The sequence below is a fragment of the Alkaliphilus peptidifermentans DSM 18978 genome (assembly GCF_900101495.1).
GTDB lineage: Bacteria > Bacillota > Clostridia > Peptostreptococcales > Natronincolaceae > Alkaliphilus_C > Alkaliphilus_C peptidifermentans.
On the sequence record NZ_FMUS01000007.1, the window covers coordinates 104131 to 122337 of the forward strand.

Genomic DNA, 18207 nt, shown 5'->3' on the forward strand with positions numbered 1-18207 from the left:
ATAAAAACCTCCTTAATTATTTACTTACTCTAAATATATTTATAACCATAATAGTCTCATAATAACAAAAAATTATAATTAAATTTTTCATAAATAAAAAGAGCTAAAATTTATAGTGCAATAGATATTAAATAATAATAAAAATTTATGCTAATAGTTAATATTTATTGTATAATAAGGTTGGCATATAAAAAATTTAGGGAGACGAAAAGATGGATATAGAAGCCAATAAGATATCACAGTTGGAAGTTAGACGAAAAATATATTCTATGATTCTGCCCATCACAGTAGAAAATGTTCTCCAGATGATGGCTGGATTTGTTGCTATGGCCATGATAGGTCGAATTGATACGGTTTCTATTGCCGCGGTAGGAATAAGCATGCGTATAACACAGCTTATATGGGCTATGTTTAGAGGTGTTACTACAGGTGCAACGGTATTTGTATCACAAGCTTATGGTGCCAACAACATACCTAAGCTTAAGCAAATTGTAAAGCAAACATTGATGTCAGCTATAGTGCTGGTAATAATAATGCAGCAGGTGGTTTATTGGAATGCCCCTATACTACTTAGAATTTTCGGGAAAAATGGTCCATTACTGGAAAACGGGATTTTATATTTAAGAACTGTTTCTTGGGGGTTACCCTTTTTGGCAGTTACGTTGGTGGTTGCGGGAATATTGCAAGGGATGGGCAATGCTAAAACACCAATGAAAATAGCATTAATTATGAATATTATAAACGTCTGTTTGAATTATGTTTTTATATTTGGGCATCTGGGATTTGCTTCCATGGGGCTGAAGGGTTCTGCAATGGCAACGGTTACAGCTCAAGTTATTGCAGCTATTATTGGTTTGACCATATTATTCGGTAAAGCTGGAGTTGTTGGGAAAATTACTATAAAAGATATTATATCTTTTGATATTAAAGAGGTATCAGCAGTTTACCGTGTCGGTGGCCCTACAGCTATGGAATCTTTATTTTGGCAGTTTTCTGCAATTATACTTACAAAAATAATATTAAACTTTGGTGAGGTTGCCCTTGCAGCCTACCAGCTGGGCTTTCAGGCAGAATCCATATCTTTTATGCCAGCGGCAGGATTTGGCGTAGCAGCAACAGCCTTTATGGGTCAATCCCTTGGTGCAAATAAACCAGAAATGGGAAAGAGGTATTTAAAGGAAATTATTAAAGGATCTATGGCAATTACCAGTATAGTAGTAATAGTTTTTGTGTTTTTCCCTTCTGTAGTTATGGGACTATTGACAGATCAACAAGAAGTTATTCAGATCGGTGTAACATATTTAATGTTTATGGGGATGGTTCAAGTTCCACAAAATATGTCTGGCGTTTTAAATGGAGCCCTAAGGGGAGCGGGACATACAAAGGTACCTATGATAGTTGCTGCAGCAGGAATTTGGGGTATACGTATTCCCCTTTCAATCATCCTTACATCTTATTTTGGCTTTGGCATAACAGCAATTTGGGTGGCCATGTCATTGGACCTAATATTTAGGTTTACATTAAGCTATACTCTATTTAAGAGAAAAAACATATATAATTCAAAGTCTCTTCTTGTGGAGGCAGAGGCTTAAGGATTGCAACCTTCAACAGTTTGTATTATAATATTATTGGAATACGAATACAAAGGAGAATTAGTGAATGAGCTTATATGATGGGTGGAAGCAGTTAGCTTTTGAAGAACAGGAAGAAACGCAAGCCAATGAGTTTTGGAAGAATTATTGCGAAATGGAAAAAGGGATTTATGAAAGTATTCTTCAAAGTAAGGAAGGACATCTTAAAGGAAGTATAAAGGAATTATCACAGGAGTATAATGTAACTCCAGTATATTTCTTGGGCTTTTTAGATGGTGTCAACGAAAGTCTTGTAGAATCCATAAAGCTAGAAGAGTTAGAGGAAGAATCAACAATAGATATCACAATTGAGTTTGATAAGCTGTACTACAATATGCATGCCGCTAAAGCAGAATGGTTATATACACTTGAGGAATGGAATTCCATCCTTACAGAAGATAGGCAAAAAGAGATAAAGAAGGAATATAATTCAAGTAAAACTGTTGTTAAGGACGACAAAGTTGGTAGGAATGACCCTTGTCCTTGCGGAAGCGAAAAAAAATATAAGAAGTGCTGTGGAAAATAATATGTAAAAAAAGGCTCTAGTTGTTTATACTAGAGTCTTTTCAATTAACAGGCGTCCCTTTTCAATCTGTCTTTCAACTTCCTTCCGTGAAGTGCCCCCGTAGGTATTTCTGCGGTCAACTGCAGCCTCCACCGATAAAATATCCAAAATGTCCTCTTCAAATATTGAATTACTATTTTTCCACTCAGCCATTGATAAGTCTTCAAAGCCCTTGTTTTCGCCAATACAATATTGCACCAAGTTACCCACAATCTCATGGGTTTCTCTGAAGGGGATACCCTTTAAAACTAGGTATTCTGCCACATCTGTTGCAAGGAGAAAGCCTTTTTTCAAGTGGGGAGCAATTTTTTCTTCCTTAGGCTTTACTCCAGCAATAAGAGGAGTAAGAACCTCTAAAACTATATTGACGGTTTCTATAGCGTGGAAAACTGGGCGCTTGTCCTCCTGTAGGTCTCGATTATAGGTTAAGGGTAAGCCTTTGATATTAACCATTAAGTCTAATAAACTACTGAGAACTCCACTGGTCTTTCCTCTTGTCAGTTCTAAAGCATCAGGATTCTTTTTATTAGGCATCATACTGGAGCCGGTGCAAAAGGAATCTGGGGGCTGAATAAAATCGAATTCCGATGTACACCAAATAATTAAATCTTCGCTTAAACGGCTGGTGTTTAGCATAAAGGTGGAAGCAGCAAACAAAAACTCTAAAAGATAGTCCCTATCAGAAACAGTATCTAAGCTGTTTTCAGTAGTAGAATCAAAACCTAATTCAACTCGTGTAAAATCACGATCTAATGGCAGAGTAGACCCAGCTAAAGCTCCAGCTCCCAAAGGATTTACGTTGGTGGTTTCGTAAGCATTTTGAAATCTCTTTAAATCCCTCTCAAATTTCCAAAAATATGCCATCCAGTAATGACCAAGGGAAATAGGCTGTGCATGCTGTAGGTGAGTAAATCCTGGAATAATTACATTTATGTTATCACTTGCCTTATTTGTTAAAACCTCCATAAATTTAATGAGTTTATTCATGATGCTTTCAATTGCAGCCTTCATGAAAAGGCGGTAGTCTGTGGCTACTTGATCATTTCTCGAACGACCCGTGTGGATTTTAGCACCCAATGGACCTAATTTTTCAATAAGTCGTGCTTCTATGTTCATGTGGACATCCTCTAATGAGACTTTAGGAACAAGCTTTCCCTCTAATATTTCCATCTCAATTTCAGCAAGGCCCTGTAGAAGCTGCTCCAGTTCATTTGCATCTATCAAATTAATATGATGGAGCATCTTGGCATGGGCCTTACTTCCTAATATATCTTGACTATAGAAATGCCAGTCCATATCAAGGGATTGACTAAACTGCTGCATAACTTCAGCAGGCGAACTGGAAAAGCGTCCACTCCATAGTGCCTTTTCTTTAATATTTTTCATTTGAAATACCTCCTAAAATGTATAAATACACTCATTTTTAAATTTGCATATGTATCATAAATAATAAAATAAATTTTAAAATATGCAGTAAAATTCAGAAAGGCAGTAGGCATACAGTGAGTAATCTGCTTTATGAAATAGCTTGATTTATGTACATATTATAAGGATAAATCAAATAATAATACAAGTCAATACATAATCATACACAAGTCCTCTTATTATATAGCTTTTTTCTAGGGATAGTTTTCTATTCATAATTATGATAAAATGTGAAATTAGATAACAAAGATTTACATACTACAGGAGGAAGTAATGATGAATATAGAAAAGCTTTTTCAAATACAAAAAGAGCTGGATATGAAGATATTAAAGGAGCATCAACTGGAGGGGAAAGACCTGGTGCCTCGTAAAATTCTAGCCCTATTGGTGGAGCTGGGCGAATTGGCAAATGAAACAAGATGCTTTAAGTACTGGAGCTTAAAAAGTCCTGCAGAAAAGAAAGTAATTTTAGAGGAATATGTAGATTGTCTACATTTTATACTAAGTATAGGGCTAGAGAAGGGTTTCTTATACCTAAGCTTTGAAGAAATCAATGCTCCTGAAACGGTTACAGGTCAGTTTATGGAGGTTTTTGCAAATATTACAGCCCTGCAGTTTAATCAAAGGGAAGAAAACTATACAAAACTGTGGAAAAGCTTCGTAAAACTGGGGGTAGGATTAGGATTTGATTACAAGGAGATTGAAGAAAGCTATTTAATGAAGAATAAGATTAATCATCAGAGACAGGCAGAGGGATATTAAGCATTATTCCTAATGTCATTCGGTATACACCGGGTTATGGTTCTGTCAACACTCAGGTGGATCATCAACCTCTTGAACTTTTTCTTTATTTTTGATTTAATATAAGTAAAAATAATGATATGTATCAGAAAGTGTGTGTGTATATGAAACCAGTGAAAATATTTAAATCTTTTATAAAGCGCTTAGATCAACCCTCACTATATTTGGTACTATTACTAGCTTTCACCTTAACTTTAGTCGTAGAAAGTTTGAACCGCAGAGTGTTTTTGGGGGGCTTATTTTATATGACTCAAAACCCTTTTATGTTCTTCACCAACTTTTTGATTATATTATGTACGTTATCTGTCGCCTTGCTCTTTAAGCGTAGAAATTTCTTTTTTGTGCTGATTAGCGTCATATGGATAGGCCTTGGTATTGCCAACTGGGTTGTCTTGAGTATTCGGATCACCCCTTTAAACGGACCAGATTTTGCTATTTTAAAGTCTGCCATCACCATGATTTTTATGTACTTCAGTCTTTTTCAGATTGTTTTAATCCTACTGGCTTTTTTAGCAGCTTTTTTCGCTATTGGCATGGCATGGAAAAAACTGCCCAAAAGGCAGGTTGCCCTTGCACAACATAGCTTAGTTTTTACTCTGATTCTAAGCACATTAATCGTAGCCAATTCCTTTGCGGTTAATTCAGAGTCCTATAACGAGAGTTTCAGTAACCTGATTGAAGCTTATGATGATTATGGATTCGCCTACTGCTTCTCAGCCAGCTTGATTGATCGAGGCATTAAAGAACCAGAAGATTACAACGTCTTGACCATTCAAAGCATAAAAGATGATTTGGATACACTAACCGCTTTAACACCTAGCCTGCGTCCTAATATCATCATGGTTCAATTAGAATGTTTTTTTGATGTCCACCAAGTAATTGACTGGTCATTTTCAGAAAATCCCATTCCAAATTTCACGCAACTAAAGGCGAACTTTCCCCATGGCTACCTAACCGTCCCCACTGTAGGTGCCGGAACAGCCAATACAGAATTTGAAATTTTAACAGGTATGAACCTGGCTTATTTTGGCGCCGGAGAGTACCCCTATAAAACCATTCTAAAAACACATACCACGGAGTCGCTGCCTTACAATTTAGAACCTTACGGTTATTATAGTCATGTCATCCATAACAACACCAGCACTTTTTATGACCGCCATCTTATCTATGGCAACCTGGGATTTGACAGTTTTAATGGCATCGAATATATGCACGATATTACCTATACCCCCGTCGGTTGGGCACGAGATGCGGTATTAACAAAAGAAATCTTTAAAGCATTAAAAGCAACGCCAGACAGGGATTTTGTTTTTACCATATCCGTCCAAGCCCACGGAAAGTATCTGGATATTTCAACTGACGACCCCACCTTCATCACTCTTGATGGCTTAGAGGATGATAGTCTTCAAATCCCATACACTTATTATTTGCATCAACTCTATGAAACCGATGCCTTTATCGGCGATTTGATTGCTGCTTTATCAGATTTTGAGGAACCGACCATTGCTGTCTTCTACGGCGACCATTTGCCCAGCATCCCATTTGCAGATGCAGAGTTGAAGCATGGCAACCGTTTCCAGACTGAATATGTCATTTGGAGCAATTATGGTTTGCAGGGTGACAACCAGGACCTTGATGCTTATCAACTCAGCGCACAAGTATTGTCCTATGCCGGTATCAACAACGGTTATTTGACCAAACTGCATCAAAACTATGCCCATCAATGGGATTATCAAGAGCGTCTAGTCGCCTTACAATACGATATGCTATATGGCAACTATTATCTTTACGGCGGCGAACCGGGTTATGCACCCAAGTCACTAACCCTTGGCATTCTCCCTATCACCATTGACACTATAGTGTTAGAACCTACCGGTATGACCGTCAAAGGTACCCAGTTCACAACCTTTAGTAGCATTCGCATCAACAATCGGCCAGTGGATACGGTTTTTGTGGATGCCAACACTTTATGGACAGAACTACCGGATTTAGAGGTCGGCGATACCGTCCATGTGGCTCAAATCACCCTGACAAAAGATGTTTTAAGCCAAACGAAAGACTATGTCATTGAAGCCATCGATCCGGATCTTCTCTTTAATAACCAATAAGAAGGATGGACTTGTAGGCTTACTGTCTTAACGTGGTTATGAGAAAAAATATTCAAAATAAAACCTGTAATTCTGCAGAAGTATTAGTTGCAGTAATTACAGGTTTTATTTTACTCATATTTAATTGAATATATTTTTATATTTAGCTAACTGCCTTCTCCAGTATAACCTTCTCCTGCCATGTACCCTTTAGGTATATTAGGTATCCTACAATGCATATAAAAAAGTTGCTTAAAAGCATTGCATACCAAACTGAATCGGAGCCCCATCCGGTTAAGTATCTAAATAATATAATCATGGGTATTCTAAGACCCCATAGTCTACCCATCTCCAATGCCATGCCGTAGCCTGTATGACCTGAACCTTGAAAGGTACCTATTAGTATTTGAAAAATTCCCATCAAAGGAAGTCCTATGCAAATCAATCGAAGATATCGAATTCCTTGGTTTAATACCTCGGGATCATCCTTAACAAAAATTCCAACAACTGATCTAGATGCCATTAAAAGAACTATGCTTCCAGCCACCATAAAGAGGGTAGATAGGTATACACTGGTTTTAAACGCCAATTTAGCTCTGTCATTTTTGCCAGCACCTAAATTTTGACCAATTATGGTGGCTATAGAGCTGCCTATTCCCATTGCTGGCATCAATACCAATGAGTTAATTCTGTTTCCTATTGTAAAGGCTGCTAAAGTTGCTGTCCCATAAGAGATAACAAAGGCATTTAAAATTATAAAGCCAAAGGCAGCAGCGGATTGCCCAATAGAAGCAGGCATACCGACCTTTAGTATTTTAAATAGCAAATCCTTCTTTAGCTTTAGATTTTTTCTATTTAGATGTATAGGTTGCTTATTTGAAAATAAAGTATATATTGCATAAATGGCAAAAATGCCCCTTGATATTATAGTTGCAAAGGCAGCACCCTTTATCCCTAAACCAAATGTGAAAATAAATATAGGATCTAAAACAATGTTCAATAAAACACCACAGACATTTAATACCATAGGGGTATAGGTGTCCCCTTGACCCTGCTTAATAGAGTTATAAACAAAAAACAGAAAAACAATAGGCATGTCAAGAAACATAATACTTAAGTACTGGGAGCTAAGACTCAATACCTCCGGCTCTCCCTTTACAATACCGACTAAATAGGGAGTAGCAAAATAACCTATAGCACCTAGTGCAGTTGACAGGATTAGTGAAAAAGTGAATATTTGACCAGCCACCATTTTGGCACTTGAATTATCATCATTTCCCACATGCTGAGAAATTAAGGCTGTTCCAGCTACATTCATACCCATCCCTATAGAAATAATTAAAAATATGAAGGGAAAAACTAGTCCCATTGCAGCAACCTCATTAGACCCCAGCTTACTTACCCAAAAAGTATCAGCGAGATTATATAGGGTTTGGATAAAATTATTAAACATTATAGGAGTAGCTAAAGTCAAAATTACCTTTGGCATACTACCATTAAGAATAAAATGCCTCTTACCACTGTAGTCCATAGTGCCTCCTCATATATTTAGAATGTCTAAATATATTATACCATTTCCAATAAATAATGCAAAATAAAAAGAGAACCCTTTTGGATTCTCTTCTTGAAGTATGTGATTAAATTATCTTGCAGCCTTTCCTAATGCACGTTCAACTGCTTGTTGCCATTGTGTACTTGAACCAGTTGCACCAGTAAAGATTTCAACTTCATCACCATTGGCTTCAACAAATCTTTCTGCCATTTCAGTTACAGCCTCATGGAAAGGCTCGTATGGATATTCTTCCCCTTTGAAAACTTCTTTTTTAGTGTCTGCTTCAAAGGTTGATGCCTTTAACTCTACAGAAACGATTTTGTCATTTTCAATTGTTACCCAAGCAACTCCACGACCCTTTTCACCTACATCAGATGATCCAAGGAAAGTACCATCAAAGTAAGTAGCTTCACTGTCAGATTCAGTCTTTGCCATCTCTAAAGCTCTTTCTAAAGCTTGAATCCACTTAGTACTAGAGCTAGTAGCACCAGTAAAGATCTCTACGTCAGTTCCATTAGCTTCAATGAATTTTGCTGGCATAGCTTCCTTTGCTTCATGATACGCTTCATAAGCATAAGACTCAGGCTTTTCATCACCAAAACCGTTATATTCAAATAATTCGATTTCAGTAATTTCATCGTTTACGATAGTAACAGTTACAGCACCATAACCTTTATCAGTAGCATCAGATACAGCTGTATAGGTACCATCATTGTATAGGTTAGAATCAGTATCCTCAGAAGCAGCCGGTGGTGTTACACTTGGCTCGGCATCGTTAGATGAACAAGCAATCATCCCAGCAGCAAGTATGCCAATAAGTAAAAACAGTAAAACTTTTTTCATAGTATAAATCCTCCCATAAGAATAATTTTGTTGTCATAATAATTATACATTAATAATTAATATAGATAAAGTATTAACGAGAAAAAAATAATTAAGATTTTGTTACAATGTGATATTTAAAGGGATTTAGTAGGACATGTAATATTAGGGATAGAAAACATTATATTATTAGAGGATTAAAACCATAGAGTTTGTTTATTAACAGGCAATATTTATAGAAAGTTCTGAATAAAAATAAAGATCAAAAAGCTTTATTCAGCTAATTGATCTTTATTTTTCAAACTTTATTAGTTATCTAGCTCGTAGGTAAAGGGGTATACATCTTCCGGAGATTTTTTAAGCTTATTGGCAAAATGGTCAGGATCTATTTCTTCAACTACCCCTCTATCACTTTGAATTTTAACATTCCAAACTTCTTTTCCCTTCTCAATTAAGAGCTCTGCTGGATACGTGGTTCCATCTGCTAGTTTAATCTTTCCTTGTTTCCATGGCATTTAAATCACTCCCTTCAATTATATTTTTAACAAAAACAATTTAAAATATAATTTGAATAATAAGGAAGCTTATATTACATGGTATTAATAACTTTTAATTTTACAAAAGCAGTGGTTATAAGCAGCCTGATTTCCAATATCAGAAAGAAGCATACCTGTAAGTCTATTGATTCCTTCGTTTTTTAACCACCAGCCTTCATATAAAACAAGAAGGTCCTTCAAAATACCATCATCACATTCTACAATTGCACTAATACTTCCATTAATAGATTCAATAGTTATCTTATCACCTGTAGCTAAATTGTAGTTTTTTATTGTGGCGGTATTGCAATAGACTATTGGTAAAGAGCCTTCGATTTCATCCATAAAATGCTGGGAATGAAGTGAGTTTTTGGGGTGCAATGTAATAAGCTGAAGTGGATAATTTAAATCCCTTTCAATATTTGAATCTATTACATCCTTAGGTAATATGAACTCAAACTTCTTGGAGGGTGTTGAAAATTGCTTATTTTTCCAGGGAACATCATTGCCTGTCAGTTTATAAAAATTACCCTTCATAGTATTCAAGTCAAGTCCGCTATTTTTTAATAATGGCTCAAGAGATTTAGTTAAGTAATCAGCCTCATTACCATAATTAAGTAAATAGCTGTTTAAGTTCATATGAATAGCCAAATCCTTAAATATTTGAAACTCATGCTTTACCCCCTTGGAGGGAGAAACAGCCTGTTGTGTATAATAGAAATAGTCGTGCCACATGGAGGAGCTAAGGAAATCCTCCTCTTCAAACTGATGGGTGCAGGGTAGTATATAGTCTGAAAGGGCAGCGGTATCGGTCATAAAATGATCAATTGTAACCTTTAAGGGTATACTCATAAAGGCTTTTATGGTGTTTCCTGTGTCGGGCAATTGTATTACTGGGTTACCCTTTGTGACAAAAATACCTTTAATAGTATTGGGTGATTTTTCTAAAACAAAATCTGCAAACAGCGGTTTCTTTATGGTTATTCCTTTTTCCTTTGGAGTATTTAAAGCATATTTCCAATTAATCCATTGACTTAAATATTGGTTTGCATAGCTTACTCCACCGCCGTCAACTCCAATATTGCCAGTTAAGGCCGCTAGAGCATCAATATATCTAATGTTTTTACCACCATTTTTATATCGCTGAAGGCCATACCCTAAAATAATTGAAGAAGGCTTCGAGAGGGCATACATTCTAGTAAGCTTTATTATTTCTTCCAGAGTTAATCCAGAAGATTCAACCAAATCCTCCATTTTAATATTTAAGAGATGGTCTTTAAAGTCTGTATAATTATTGCTATATCTAAGTAAAAATTCATCATCAACCCAGTTGCTTTCAATAATTATTTTTGCCATAGCTAAGGCTAGGTATCCATCGCCTTCAGGCTTAACCTGATAAAAATCTGTAGCTAAAGCAAAGGTTTTGGTTTTTATTGGGTCAATTAAGATTAGATTAGCACCCTGTGCCTTGGCCTCCTTTAGAAAGGGAACTAGGTGAAGATTTGTATCTGCAGGATTTCTACCCCAAATTATTATAGTTTTTGAGTTTAAATGATCCTCTGGAGAATGACTTAAAGCCTTCCCGAAGTCCAGCTTCTGAGCAGCTATACCTGCACCCCAGCATAGGCTTCCTTCAGTTTGAATTACTGAGCCCAGGCTATTGAAGAAGGCAGTAACTATATTTTTCAACAGACCGCAGTGTCCAGACTCTGTATAATGAAGAAGTGATGATGGTCCGTAAATATTAAGAATCTCAGTTAATTTATCACCAATCTCACCAATAGCATCCTTCCACCCAATCTCCACCCATTGATTATTGATCTTCTTTAATGGGGATGTTATTCTTTTGGGGCTGTTGAGTCTTTCAACATGCTTATAACCCTTAGAACAAAGAAAACCCCTAGTTATAGGGTGACTTTTATCGCCTTCAATTTTGACGATTTCATTATTATTCACGGTTAATTCAATGCTACAGACATCCCAACAATCCAGTGGACAAGCTGTTTTTATTTGCTTCATTTAGGCCTCCCCCTTTTTAAAATACTCATTAGAATATACCCTAATTTTTCTTATCAATAGTTTAACATATAAATTACCTATAAAGAAGTAAAACAGCAACATAAAAAAGTGGTTTTTAAATATGGATAGAGGGTAATATACTGATTAGAGAATAATAAATGAAGGGAGAAAAATAGAATGGATAAAAGAAAATCGGTTGTTACAATGAAGGGAAACCCAGTAACACTGTTGGGAAAAGAAATGATGGTTGGAGATATTGCTCCTAATTTTACTGCTGTAACTAAAGACCTAAAGGAATTTACCTTAAAGGATATGGAGGGTAAGATAAAACTAATTAGTGTGGTTCCATCTATTGATACAGGTGTATGTGATTTACAGACAATGACCTTCAATGAGGAAGCCGAAAAGCTAAATAATACTGTCGTTGTTACCATCAGTATGGATTTACCCTTCGCTTTGAATAGATATTGTGCTGCTAAGGGACTAGAAAATGCTATTACCCTGTCAGATCATAGAGAAGCTTCCTTTGGATTAGCATATGGTTTTTTAATTGAAGAACTAAGATTACTGGCAAGGGGTGTTATTGTGCTGGATCAAAACAACAAAGTTATATATGTAGAGTATGTAAATGAAATATCCCAACAACCTAATTATGATAAAGCACTTGAGACAGTTAAACAACTGTAATATTTTATAGTTTGACAAGCCACTACATTATAGAGATAATTGAGGTAATAAGAGAATATTATGAAAATATTATGAAGGTATCTTAAACAAAAAATAATGGAGTGGGAATAATGAACAAAAAACCCTATATACAAAGATCACATCAGCGATGTATTGAAATGGGCATAGATTATGAACGGGTATACAGTACAAAAATTCTGAAGGATGAAGACCTACAGAAAAAATTAGAGCAAAACAGAGAGCTTATTGTCACGGCCGGACCCATTATGGACCAGCTATATAACTTTGTAAAGGGCTCAGGCTTCTTTGCCATTTTAACAGATGGTGAAGGTTGTATACTGAATCTCATTGGTGATGAAGATGTATTGGATGTAGCCTTTAAGCTGGAAATGATTCCAGGTGCCTATATGGATGAAGAGCATATAGGAACAAATGCCATGGGTACAGCTTTAGCAGAGGGTGTACCTGTACAGGTATCTGAGGAAGAACACTTCATTACAGCCTATCATAGATGGACCTGTTCTGGTGCACCTATACGCAATAATGCAGGTGAAATTATTGGAACCTTAGACTTAACAGGATACAGTCATTTAGTTCATTCCCATACCTTAGGAATGGTTGTTGCTGCAGTAAATGCGATAGAAGAAATGTTTAAAAACAATGAAGTCAATAGAAAACTGGTAGTAGCTAAAAAATCCATTGAAACAATTATTGATTCCATCAAAGCGGGTATTTTCACAGTGGGACCTAAAGGATATATTAAAACTATTAATAAGACAGCCTGTGAGATGTTGGGCTACTCACAGGATGTTATTATTGGCATGAAAATAAATAATATTCTTGAAGGCTGGAATGGAATTGAAAGTAGTGTTGCTCAAAACATAACCTACCTTGAAGAAGAATCATTTGTAAACACACCAAAAGGCAAGATACATTGTACATTAAGCTGCTATCCTATTATGGATAAGCTAAAGCATTCGCAGGGGATAGTATGTATAATTAAAGAAATCAAAAAAATGAGGCGATTGGCTAATAAGATGATAGGTAAGCAGGCCATATATACCTTCGATAATATAGTGGGTAGAAGTAATCAATTCGTTAACCTTGTAAATTATGCACGGGGTATAGCTGATAGTCCATCTACTGTTTTGATAATGGGGGAAAGCGGTACAGGAAAAGAGGTTTTTGCTCAATCAATCCATAACCATAGCTCCCGTAGAGATGAACCATTTGTTGCCTTAAACTGTGGGGCTTTACCAAGAAATCTAATTGAAGCAGAGCTTTTCGGATATGATGAAGGAGCCTTTACAGGTGCTAAAAGAGGAGGGCATTTTGGAAAGTTTGAACTGGCTGATGGAGGGACATTATTTTTAGACGAAATTGGAGAAATGCCTTTAGATATGCAGACTAGACTGCTACGAGTATTAGAGGAAGGAACCCTTTATAGAATTGGTGGCAATAAGGAAATAGAGGTGGACGTAAGAATTATTGCAGCTACAAATAAAGATCTACGAAGAGAAGTGGAGAGAGGAAACTTTCGAAAGGACTTATTTTATAGACTCAACGTTTTGCCTTTAAAACTTATACCACTGAGGGAACGAAAGGATGACATCCCCCTTTTAATAGATTACTTTATGATTGCAAAGGCTTTGAAGCTAGGGAAAACACCCTTTAGCCTTTCTCAAGAAAGTATTGAGAAAATGACAAGCTACCATTGGCCAGGAAATGTTAGGGAATTAGAAAACAAAATTGAGCATATAATTAATACCAATAACTGTGTTATATGGAGTATGGGTGAAAGCTTAGAAAAACCTAATTATCAAGAAAAAGTAGAAATAATTGATGAAAAACTAGAGGATATAGAGAAAAAACACATTGAAAAAATTCTAAAAAAATATAGAGGGAATATAACAACAGCATCGGATGTTTTAGGAATAGGAAGGAATACACTGTATAGGAAAATAGATAAATACAGCATAGACTGTTCTGAAATGGAGCAGTGTTCCGAAATAGAACACCGAGAAGAAGAAAAAACGTATCAATATGGAACATAAAATAAAGAATCATCGATATTATATTTCGATGATTCTTTATTTTGGTAATTTTCAATAAAACAAAGGTTGTAGTTTCAACTGGGGCGAAGAAATTATTGATAATACATAGAAGTGGCACAACACTTGCTTATTAATAATTGAAAACAAAAAAAGGAGGATTCAGATATGGGCGGATATACAGGTAAAATTATCAGAGTGGACTTGACTAATAAGAGCTTCAAAATTGAAGCATTAGACTTAAATCTTGCAAAACAGTATATTGGAGGAAGAGGTTTAGCTGAAAGATATTATATTAATGAGGTGGATGCCAAAATAGATGCTCTAAGTCCAGAAAATAAGCTTATTTTTGTGACTGGGCCTCTAAGTGGAACACCTACACCAACCGGCGGTAGATATATGGTGGTAACAAAATCACCTTTAACTGGAACTATTGCATGTTCAAATTCAGGTGGACGCTGGGGCGCAGAGTTGAAATTGGCAGGCTATGATATGATTATTATCGAAGGAAAAGCAGAAGCACCGGTGTATATAAATATTAATGATGATGAAATTAGTATTAAGGATGCTTCTCATTTATGGGGTAAAGTCACTTCTGAAGTTACAAAGGAGCTGAATGCAGAACTAGGTGATAAGGTAAAGGTTGCTACAATTGGACCAGCGGGAGAAAAACTTTCCAAGATTGCTGCCGTTATGAATGATATAGATAGAGCAGCAGGACGTTCTGGTGTGGGTGCTGTTATGGGCTCTAAAAACCTTAAAGCTATTACAGTTAGAGGTACAGGAAAAGTAGCAATAAGCAATCCAGAAAAGCTTAAAGAGGTTGTATCAAGCTGTAATAAGAAAATAAGGGAAAATGGCGTAACAGGACAGGGACTACCAACCTATGGAACTGCAGTACTGGTAAATATTATTAATGAAAACGGTGTCTTTCCTGCAAACAACTGGCAACAATCCACCTTTGATGGCGCTGAAGCTACAAGTGGAGAAACATTGGCAGAAAAGTATTTAGTGAAACGTACAGGATGCTATGGATGTCCTATTGCCTGTGGACGTCACTGTAAGGTAGATGATCTTGAAGCAGGTGGACCTGAGTATGAAACCATCTGGGGCTTTGGAGCAGATTGTGGGGTTTCTGATTTAGGCGCGGTAATAAAAGCTAATTATTGGTGTAACGAAATGGGACTGGATACAATTTCAGCTGCTACTACAATAGCTGCTGCAATGGAGCTATATCAAAAAGGCTACATTAAACAAGAAGATGTAGATGGTGTCCCTTTGGAGTTCGGCAATGCTGATGCTGTTTTAGAATGGACTAAGAGAATGGGTACTAGACAAGGACTTGGTGATAAGCTGGCTGAAGGCTCCTACAGATTATGTGAAGGATATGGAGTACCAGAGTTTTCTATGTCCGTTAAAAAACAAGAGCTTCCAGCCTATGATCCAAGGGGAATACAAGGTCAAGGTTTGGCCTATGCTACATCAAATCGTGGTGGATGTCATGTTAGAGCGTACCTTATTTCACCAGAAATACTAGGACTTCCAGAAAAATTAGATAGATTCTCCTTAGAAGGAAAGGCAACATGGGTTAAGATATTCCAAGACTTTACAGCAGCAATCGATTCTTCAGGACTATGCCTATTTACATCATTTGCTATGGGAGCACAGGATTATGCCGATATCTATAATGCAGTATGTGGCACGGAACTAACAGGAGATACCTTTATAGAAGCTGGAGAAAGAATTTGGAATATGGAAAAAGTATATAATCTAGAATCAGGAATTAAGCCAGAAGAAGATACACTACCTTCAAGAATTCTTAATGAAGCAATCGGGGATGGACCTTCTAAGGGAAGCTCAGTTAGGCTAGATGTATTACTACCAGAGTATTATGAAGTTAGAGGATGGGATACAAGAGGTATACCATCAGAAGATAAACTAGTATCATTAGGTATAAAATAACTATATTAATTAAAAAAGAGCTTCTAAGGAAGCTCTTTATCTATAAAATGGAGGTGAAATATGAGAAAACTTGGATATGAAGTTAACTATATTAATAGTGATTCAATTAAAAAAATATATCTAGAATTAACTGACCGATGTAATTTAGACTGTACCATTTGTTATCGTAAAAGCTGGGAAAAATCCTATGATGATATGTCAGATGAGGTATATCAAAGCTTTATAAAAAACATTAAAGAAATAAATGGGTTAGAAGAAATTGTTCTGGGTGGAATAGGAGAACCCACTTACTATGGTAGTGTACTAAAAGCCCTTGAAGATCTGAAGGAGTATAAATTGCATATCACAACAAATGGTACTCTTTTGGAGGAGCAATTAATTGAAAAGATTGTTGAATGTGTAGATGGAATAACTATTTCCGTAGATGGTGTTGATCAATACTATAAAAACATTAGAGGAGTATCACTTGATACAGTTGCAGCTGGAATTAAAAAGCTACAGGAGGCAAAAAAAAGATTAAAGAAGGAAACTCCCTTCCTTCAGCTTCAATTTGTTGCATCCACTGAAAACATCGATAATATTTCCCAGGTAATAGATTTTGCAGCGGATTTGAATTGTCACAGGGTTGTTATCTCCAGCTTAATACCTCAAGAGTACGGCAACAAAGATAAAATACTATATACATTAGAAAACAATACGAAGCTTAAGGAGATTTGGCATAAGACTAGAAACTATGCTTTAAGAAAAGGAATTACAGTTCAGTTACCCAATACCCATTTGAAAACAGAAAGACGATGTAACTTCATAGATGATATTACAACATATGTTACATCAAACGGTGATGTAACCTCATGCTATAGACTTTCACACGATTATGAGGAATATACATTTGGCAGAAGAAAACAAGTTCAAAAGCATTCCTTTGGTAACATTTTGGAGGAATCTCTACTTGATATATGGAATAAAAAAGAGTATCAGCAGTTTAGATATATTGTCCATAACAACTTATATCCCTCCTGCATGGATTGTGATTTAGTGGAGGGCTGTGAGTTAACAAAATCAACCTTTGAAGACTGTTATGGTTGTATGCCAACCTGTGCTGATTGTCTCTGGAGTAGACAATTTGTAGTGTGCCCTTAGGAGGTGAAAAAACAATGATAATAGAGGTAAGACTATTTGCCACCTTAAGAGAAAATCGTCAGAAGGTTCTTCAGATGGATTTAATTGAGGGAAGTACAACTGAAGAGGTACTTTCAAAACTCAATATTGCACCAGCTGAGGTGGCAATTTTACTGATAAATGGAAGGGATGGATTAATTGATACACCCTTGAAGGATAACGATGTACTGTCAATCTTTCCACCAGTAGGAGGTGGTTGATAAAAGGAGGTTAATATTGACATTCTTTATTATCTCCTGTAACGTTATCATATGGGAGGGAGGAGAATGAATATTGTTAATAGAATAAAGTCCATTGCATGTTCCCTTATCAACTACCCATATATTCCCGAGGAATTTTTAACTCAGGTAAAAGGGCCAGTCCTAATGCACATTAGTGATACTCCTGCTGATATATATCCATACATCTTTAGAATAGTTAATAAAATCAATCCTCAGTATATAATCCATACTGGTGATATGGTAGATGATATAAAGCTGGAATTCCTTAAGGGATTAAAGGATGAATATTTTAAAAGTGTAAGAAAATTAATTACTAAGCTAGAAGAAAGCGATGCTATAATATACTATGCTCTGGGTAATCATGATGATTTTAATATAGTTAGTAAGCTTAGTCAAAGGGGTAACATATTAACCAAGGGAGATATTAAAATTGAAAATTTATCATTCCATATAAATCATTACCACGAAAATAATAATGGAAAGAAGGATTATTACCTATTTGGCCATAGCTTTACGCCAGCCCACTATAAGGGAGCAGAGCATATTGGGTTAAATGGATTACTTAATATTAACCTAATTGACTTAACAACTAAAAAAGTTTATCAATTAAATTATCCTATTGGTACTAATAGATTAAGAAGGATGGAAATGGGGAGAATAGGTATCTAA

General features: G+C 36.0%; 15 protein-coding genes. 10 read left to right on the top strand and 5 right to left on the bottom strand.

Translation table 11 applies throughout. From position 1 onward, the window contains the following. The first annotated feature begins 212 nt into the window (after window positions 1-212). Entirely contained in the window at window positions 213-1592 is a 1380-nt protein-coding gene (locus BLP68_RS06930; RefSeq protein ID WP_091541655.1) for an MATE family efflux transporter, read from the top strand. Between the two features lie 67 nt (window positions 1593-1659). Further along, window positions 1660-2157 (top strand): SEC-C metal-binding domain-containing protein, encoded by a 498-nt coding sequence (locus BLP68_RS06935; RefSeq protein ID WP_091541657.1) that lies wholly within the window; start codon window positions 1660-1662, stop codon window positions 2155-2157. 24 nt (window positions 2158-2181) lie between these two features. Here the strand turns inward: BLP68_RS06935 and argH are convergent, their stop codons facing one another. Continuing rightward, the gene (gene argH, locus BLP68_RS06940; protein ID WP_091541659.1) at window positions 2182-3582 is read right to left on the bottom strand and encodes an argininosuccinate lyase; all 1401 of its coding nucleotides are present in this window, start codon (window positions 3580-3582) and stop codon (window positions 2182-2184) included. Window positions 3583-3894: 312 nt separating this feature from the next. On the opposite strand from argH, the gene BLP68_RS06945 reads away from it, so the two are divergent. Both BLP68_RS06945 and BLP68_RS06950 read left to right on the top strand, forming a co-directional pair. Continuing rightward, entirely contained in the window at window positions 3895-4383 is a 489-nt protein-coding gene (locus tag BLP68_RS06945) for a dUTP diphosphatase (RefSeq protein ID WP_330389102.1), read from the top strand. Window positions 4384-4667: 284 nt separating this feature from the next. After that, window positions 4668-6530 (top strand): LTA synthase family protein, encoded by a 1863-nt coding sequence (locus BLP68_RS06950; RefSeq protein WP_176758902.1) that lies wholly within the window; start codon window positions 4668-4670, stop codon window positions 6528-6530. Between the two features lie 142 nt (window positions 6531-6672). Here BLP68_RS06950 and BLP68_RS06955 read toward each other — a convergent pair whose 3' ends face one another. The 4 genes from BLP68_RS06955 to BLP68_RS06970 all read right to left on the bottom strand — a co-directional run bounded on the left by BLP68_RS06955 (window position 6673) and on the right by BLP68_RS06970 (window position 11438). Beyond that, entirely contained in the window at window positions 6673-8040 is a 1368-nt protein-coding gene (locus BLP68_RS06955; protein WP_176758903.1) for an MATE family efflux transporter, read from the bottom strand. A 111-nt stretch (window positions 8041-8151) separates the two neighbouring features. Next, window positions 8152-8904 (bottom strand): FMN-binding protein, encoded by a 753-nt coding sequence (locus tag BLP68_RS06960; RefSeq protein ID WP_091541667.1) that lies wholly within the window; start codon window positions 8902-8904, stop codon window positions 8152-8154. 287 nt (window positions 8905-9191) lie between these two features. Beyond that, window positions 9192-9398, bottom strand: coding sequence for a hypothetical protein (locus tag BLP68_RS06965; RefSeq protein WP_091541669.1), 207 nt, complete (start codon window positions 9396-9398; stop codon window positions 9192-9194). An 84-nt stretch (window positions 9399-9482) separates the two neighbouring features. Beyond that, window positions 9483-11438, bottom strand: a complete 1956-nt coding sequence (locus tag BLP68_RS06970) for a molybdopterin-dependent oxidoreductase (RefSeq protein ID WP_091541671.1) — start codon at window positions 11436-11438, stop codon at window positions 9483-9485. A 177-nt stretch (window positions 11439-11615) separates the two neighbouring features. Between BLP68_RS06970 and tpx the strand changes: the two genes are divergently transcribed. The 6 genes from tpx to BLP68_RS07000 all read left to right on the top strand — a co-directional run bounded on the left by tpx (window position 11616) and on the right by BLP68_RS07000 (window position 18207). Next, window positions 11616-12125, top strand: coding sequence for a thiol peroxidase (gene tpx / locus BLP68_RS06975; protein WP_091541673.1), 510 nt, complete (start codon window positions 11616-11618; stop codon window positions 12123-12125). A gap of 110 nt (window positions 12126-12235) precedes the next feature. Next, a complete protein-coding gene (locus BLP68_RS06980) occupies window positions 12236-14179 on the top strand; it encodes a sigma-54-dependent Fis family transcriptional regulator (RefSeq protein WP_091541677.1) in 1944 nt (647 codons plus the stop codon). Between the two features lie 165 nt (window positions 14180-14344). Further along, on the top strand, window positions 14345-16138 hold the full coding sequence (locus tag BLP68_RS06985; protein WP_091541678.1) for an aldehyde ferredoxin oxidoreductase family protein: 1794 nt from the start codon (window positions 14345-14347) through the stop codon (window positions 16136-16138). A gap of 60 nt (window positions 16139-16198) precedes the next feature. Continuing rightward, a complete protein-coding gene (locus BLP68_RS06990) occupies window positions 16199-17278 on the top strand; it encodes a tungsten cofactor oxidoreductase radical SAM maturase (RefSeq protein ID WP_091541681.1) in 1080 nt (359 codons plus the stop codon). Between the two features lie 14 nt (window positions 17279-17292). Further along, window positions 17293-17517 carry a MoaD/ThiS family protein gene (locus BLP68_RS06995; RefSeq protein WP_091541683.1) on the top strand — a complete coding sequence of 75 codons (225 nt, stop codon included), beginning with the start codon at window positions 17293-17295 and terminating at the stop codon, window positions 17515-17517. Window positions 17518-17583: 66 nt separating this feature from the next. After that, window positions 17584-18207: a metallophosphoesterase family protein gene (locus tag BLP68_RS07000; RefSeq protein ID WP_176758904.1), complete on the top strand. Its 624-nt coding sequence runs from the start codon at window positions 17584-17586 to the stop codon at window positions 18205-18207.

Coding starts and splice junctions, on each gene's coding strand:
- BLP68_RS06930 (WP_091541655.1), top strand. CDS start 213: ATGGATATAGAAGCCAATAAGATATCACAGTTGGAAGTTAGACGAAAA.
- BLP68_RS06935 (WP_091541657.1), top strand. CDS start 1,660: ATGAGCTTATATGATGGGTGGAAGCAGTTAGCTTTTGAAGAACAGGAA.
- argH (WP_091541659.1), bottom strand. CDS start 3,582: ATGAAAAATATTAAAGAAAAGGCACTATGGAGTGGACGCTTTTCCAGT.
- BLP68_RS06945 (WP_330389102.1), top strand. CDS start 3,895: ATGATGAATATAGAAAAGCTTTTTCAAATACAAAAAGAGCTGGATATG.
- BLP68_RS06950 (WP_176758902.1), top strand. CDS start 4,668: ATGACTCAAAACCCTTTTATGTTCTTCACCAACTTTTTGATTATATTA.
- BLP68_RS06955 (WP_176758903.1), bottom strand. CDS start 8,040: ATGGACTACAGTGGTAAGAGGCATTTTATTCTTAATGGTAGTATGCCA.
- BLP68_RS06960 (WP_091541667.1), bottom strand. CDS start 8,904: ATGAAAAAAGTTTTACTGTTTTTACTTATTGGCATACTTGCTGCTGGG.
- BLP68_RS06965 (WP_091541669.1), bottom strand. CDS start 9,398: ATGCCATGGAAACAAGGAAAGATTAAACTAGCAGATGGAACCACGTAT.
- BLP68_RS06970 (WP_091541671.1), bottom strand. CDS start 11,438: ATGAAGCAAATAAAAACAGCTTGTCCACTGGATTGTTGGGATGTCTGT.
- tpx (WP_091541673.1), top strand. CDS start 11,616: ATGGATAAAAGAAAATCGGTTGTTACAATGAAGGGAAACCCAGTAACA.
- BLP68_RS06980 (WP_091541677.1), top strand. CDS start 12,236: ATGAACAAAAAACCCTATATACAAAGATCACATCAGCGATGTATTGAA.
- BLP68_RS06985 (WP_091541678.1), top strand. CDS start 14,345: ATGGGCGGATATACAGGTAAAATTATCAGAGTGGACTTGACTAATAAG.
- BLP68_RS06990 (WP_091541681.1), top strand. CDS start 16,199: ATGAGAAAACTTGGATATGAAGTTAACTATATTAATAGTGATTCAATT.
- BLP68_RS06995 (WP_091541683.1), top strand. CDS start 17,293: ATGATAATAGAGGTAAGACTATTTGCCACCTTAAGAGAAAATCGTCAG.
- BLP68_RS07000 (WP_176758904.1), top strand. CDS start 17,584: ATGAATATTGTTAATAGAATAAAGTCCATTGCATGTTCCCTTATCAAC.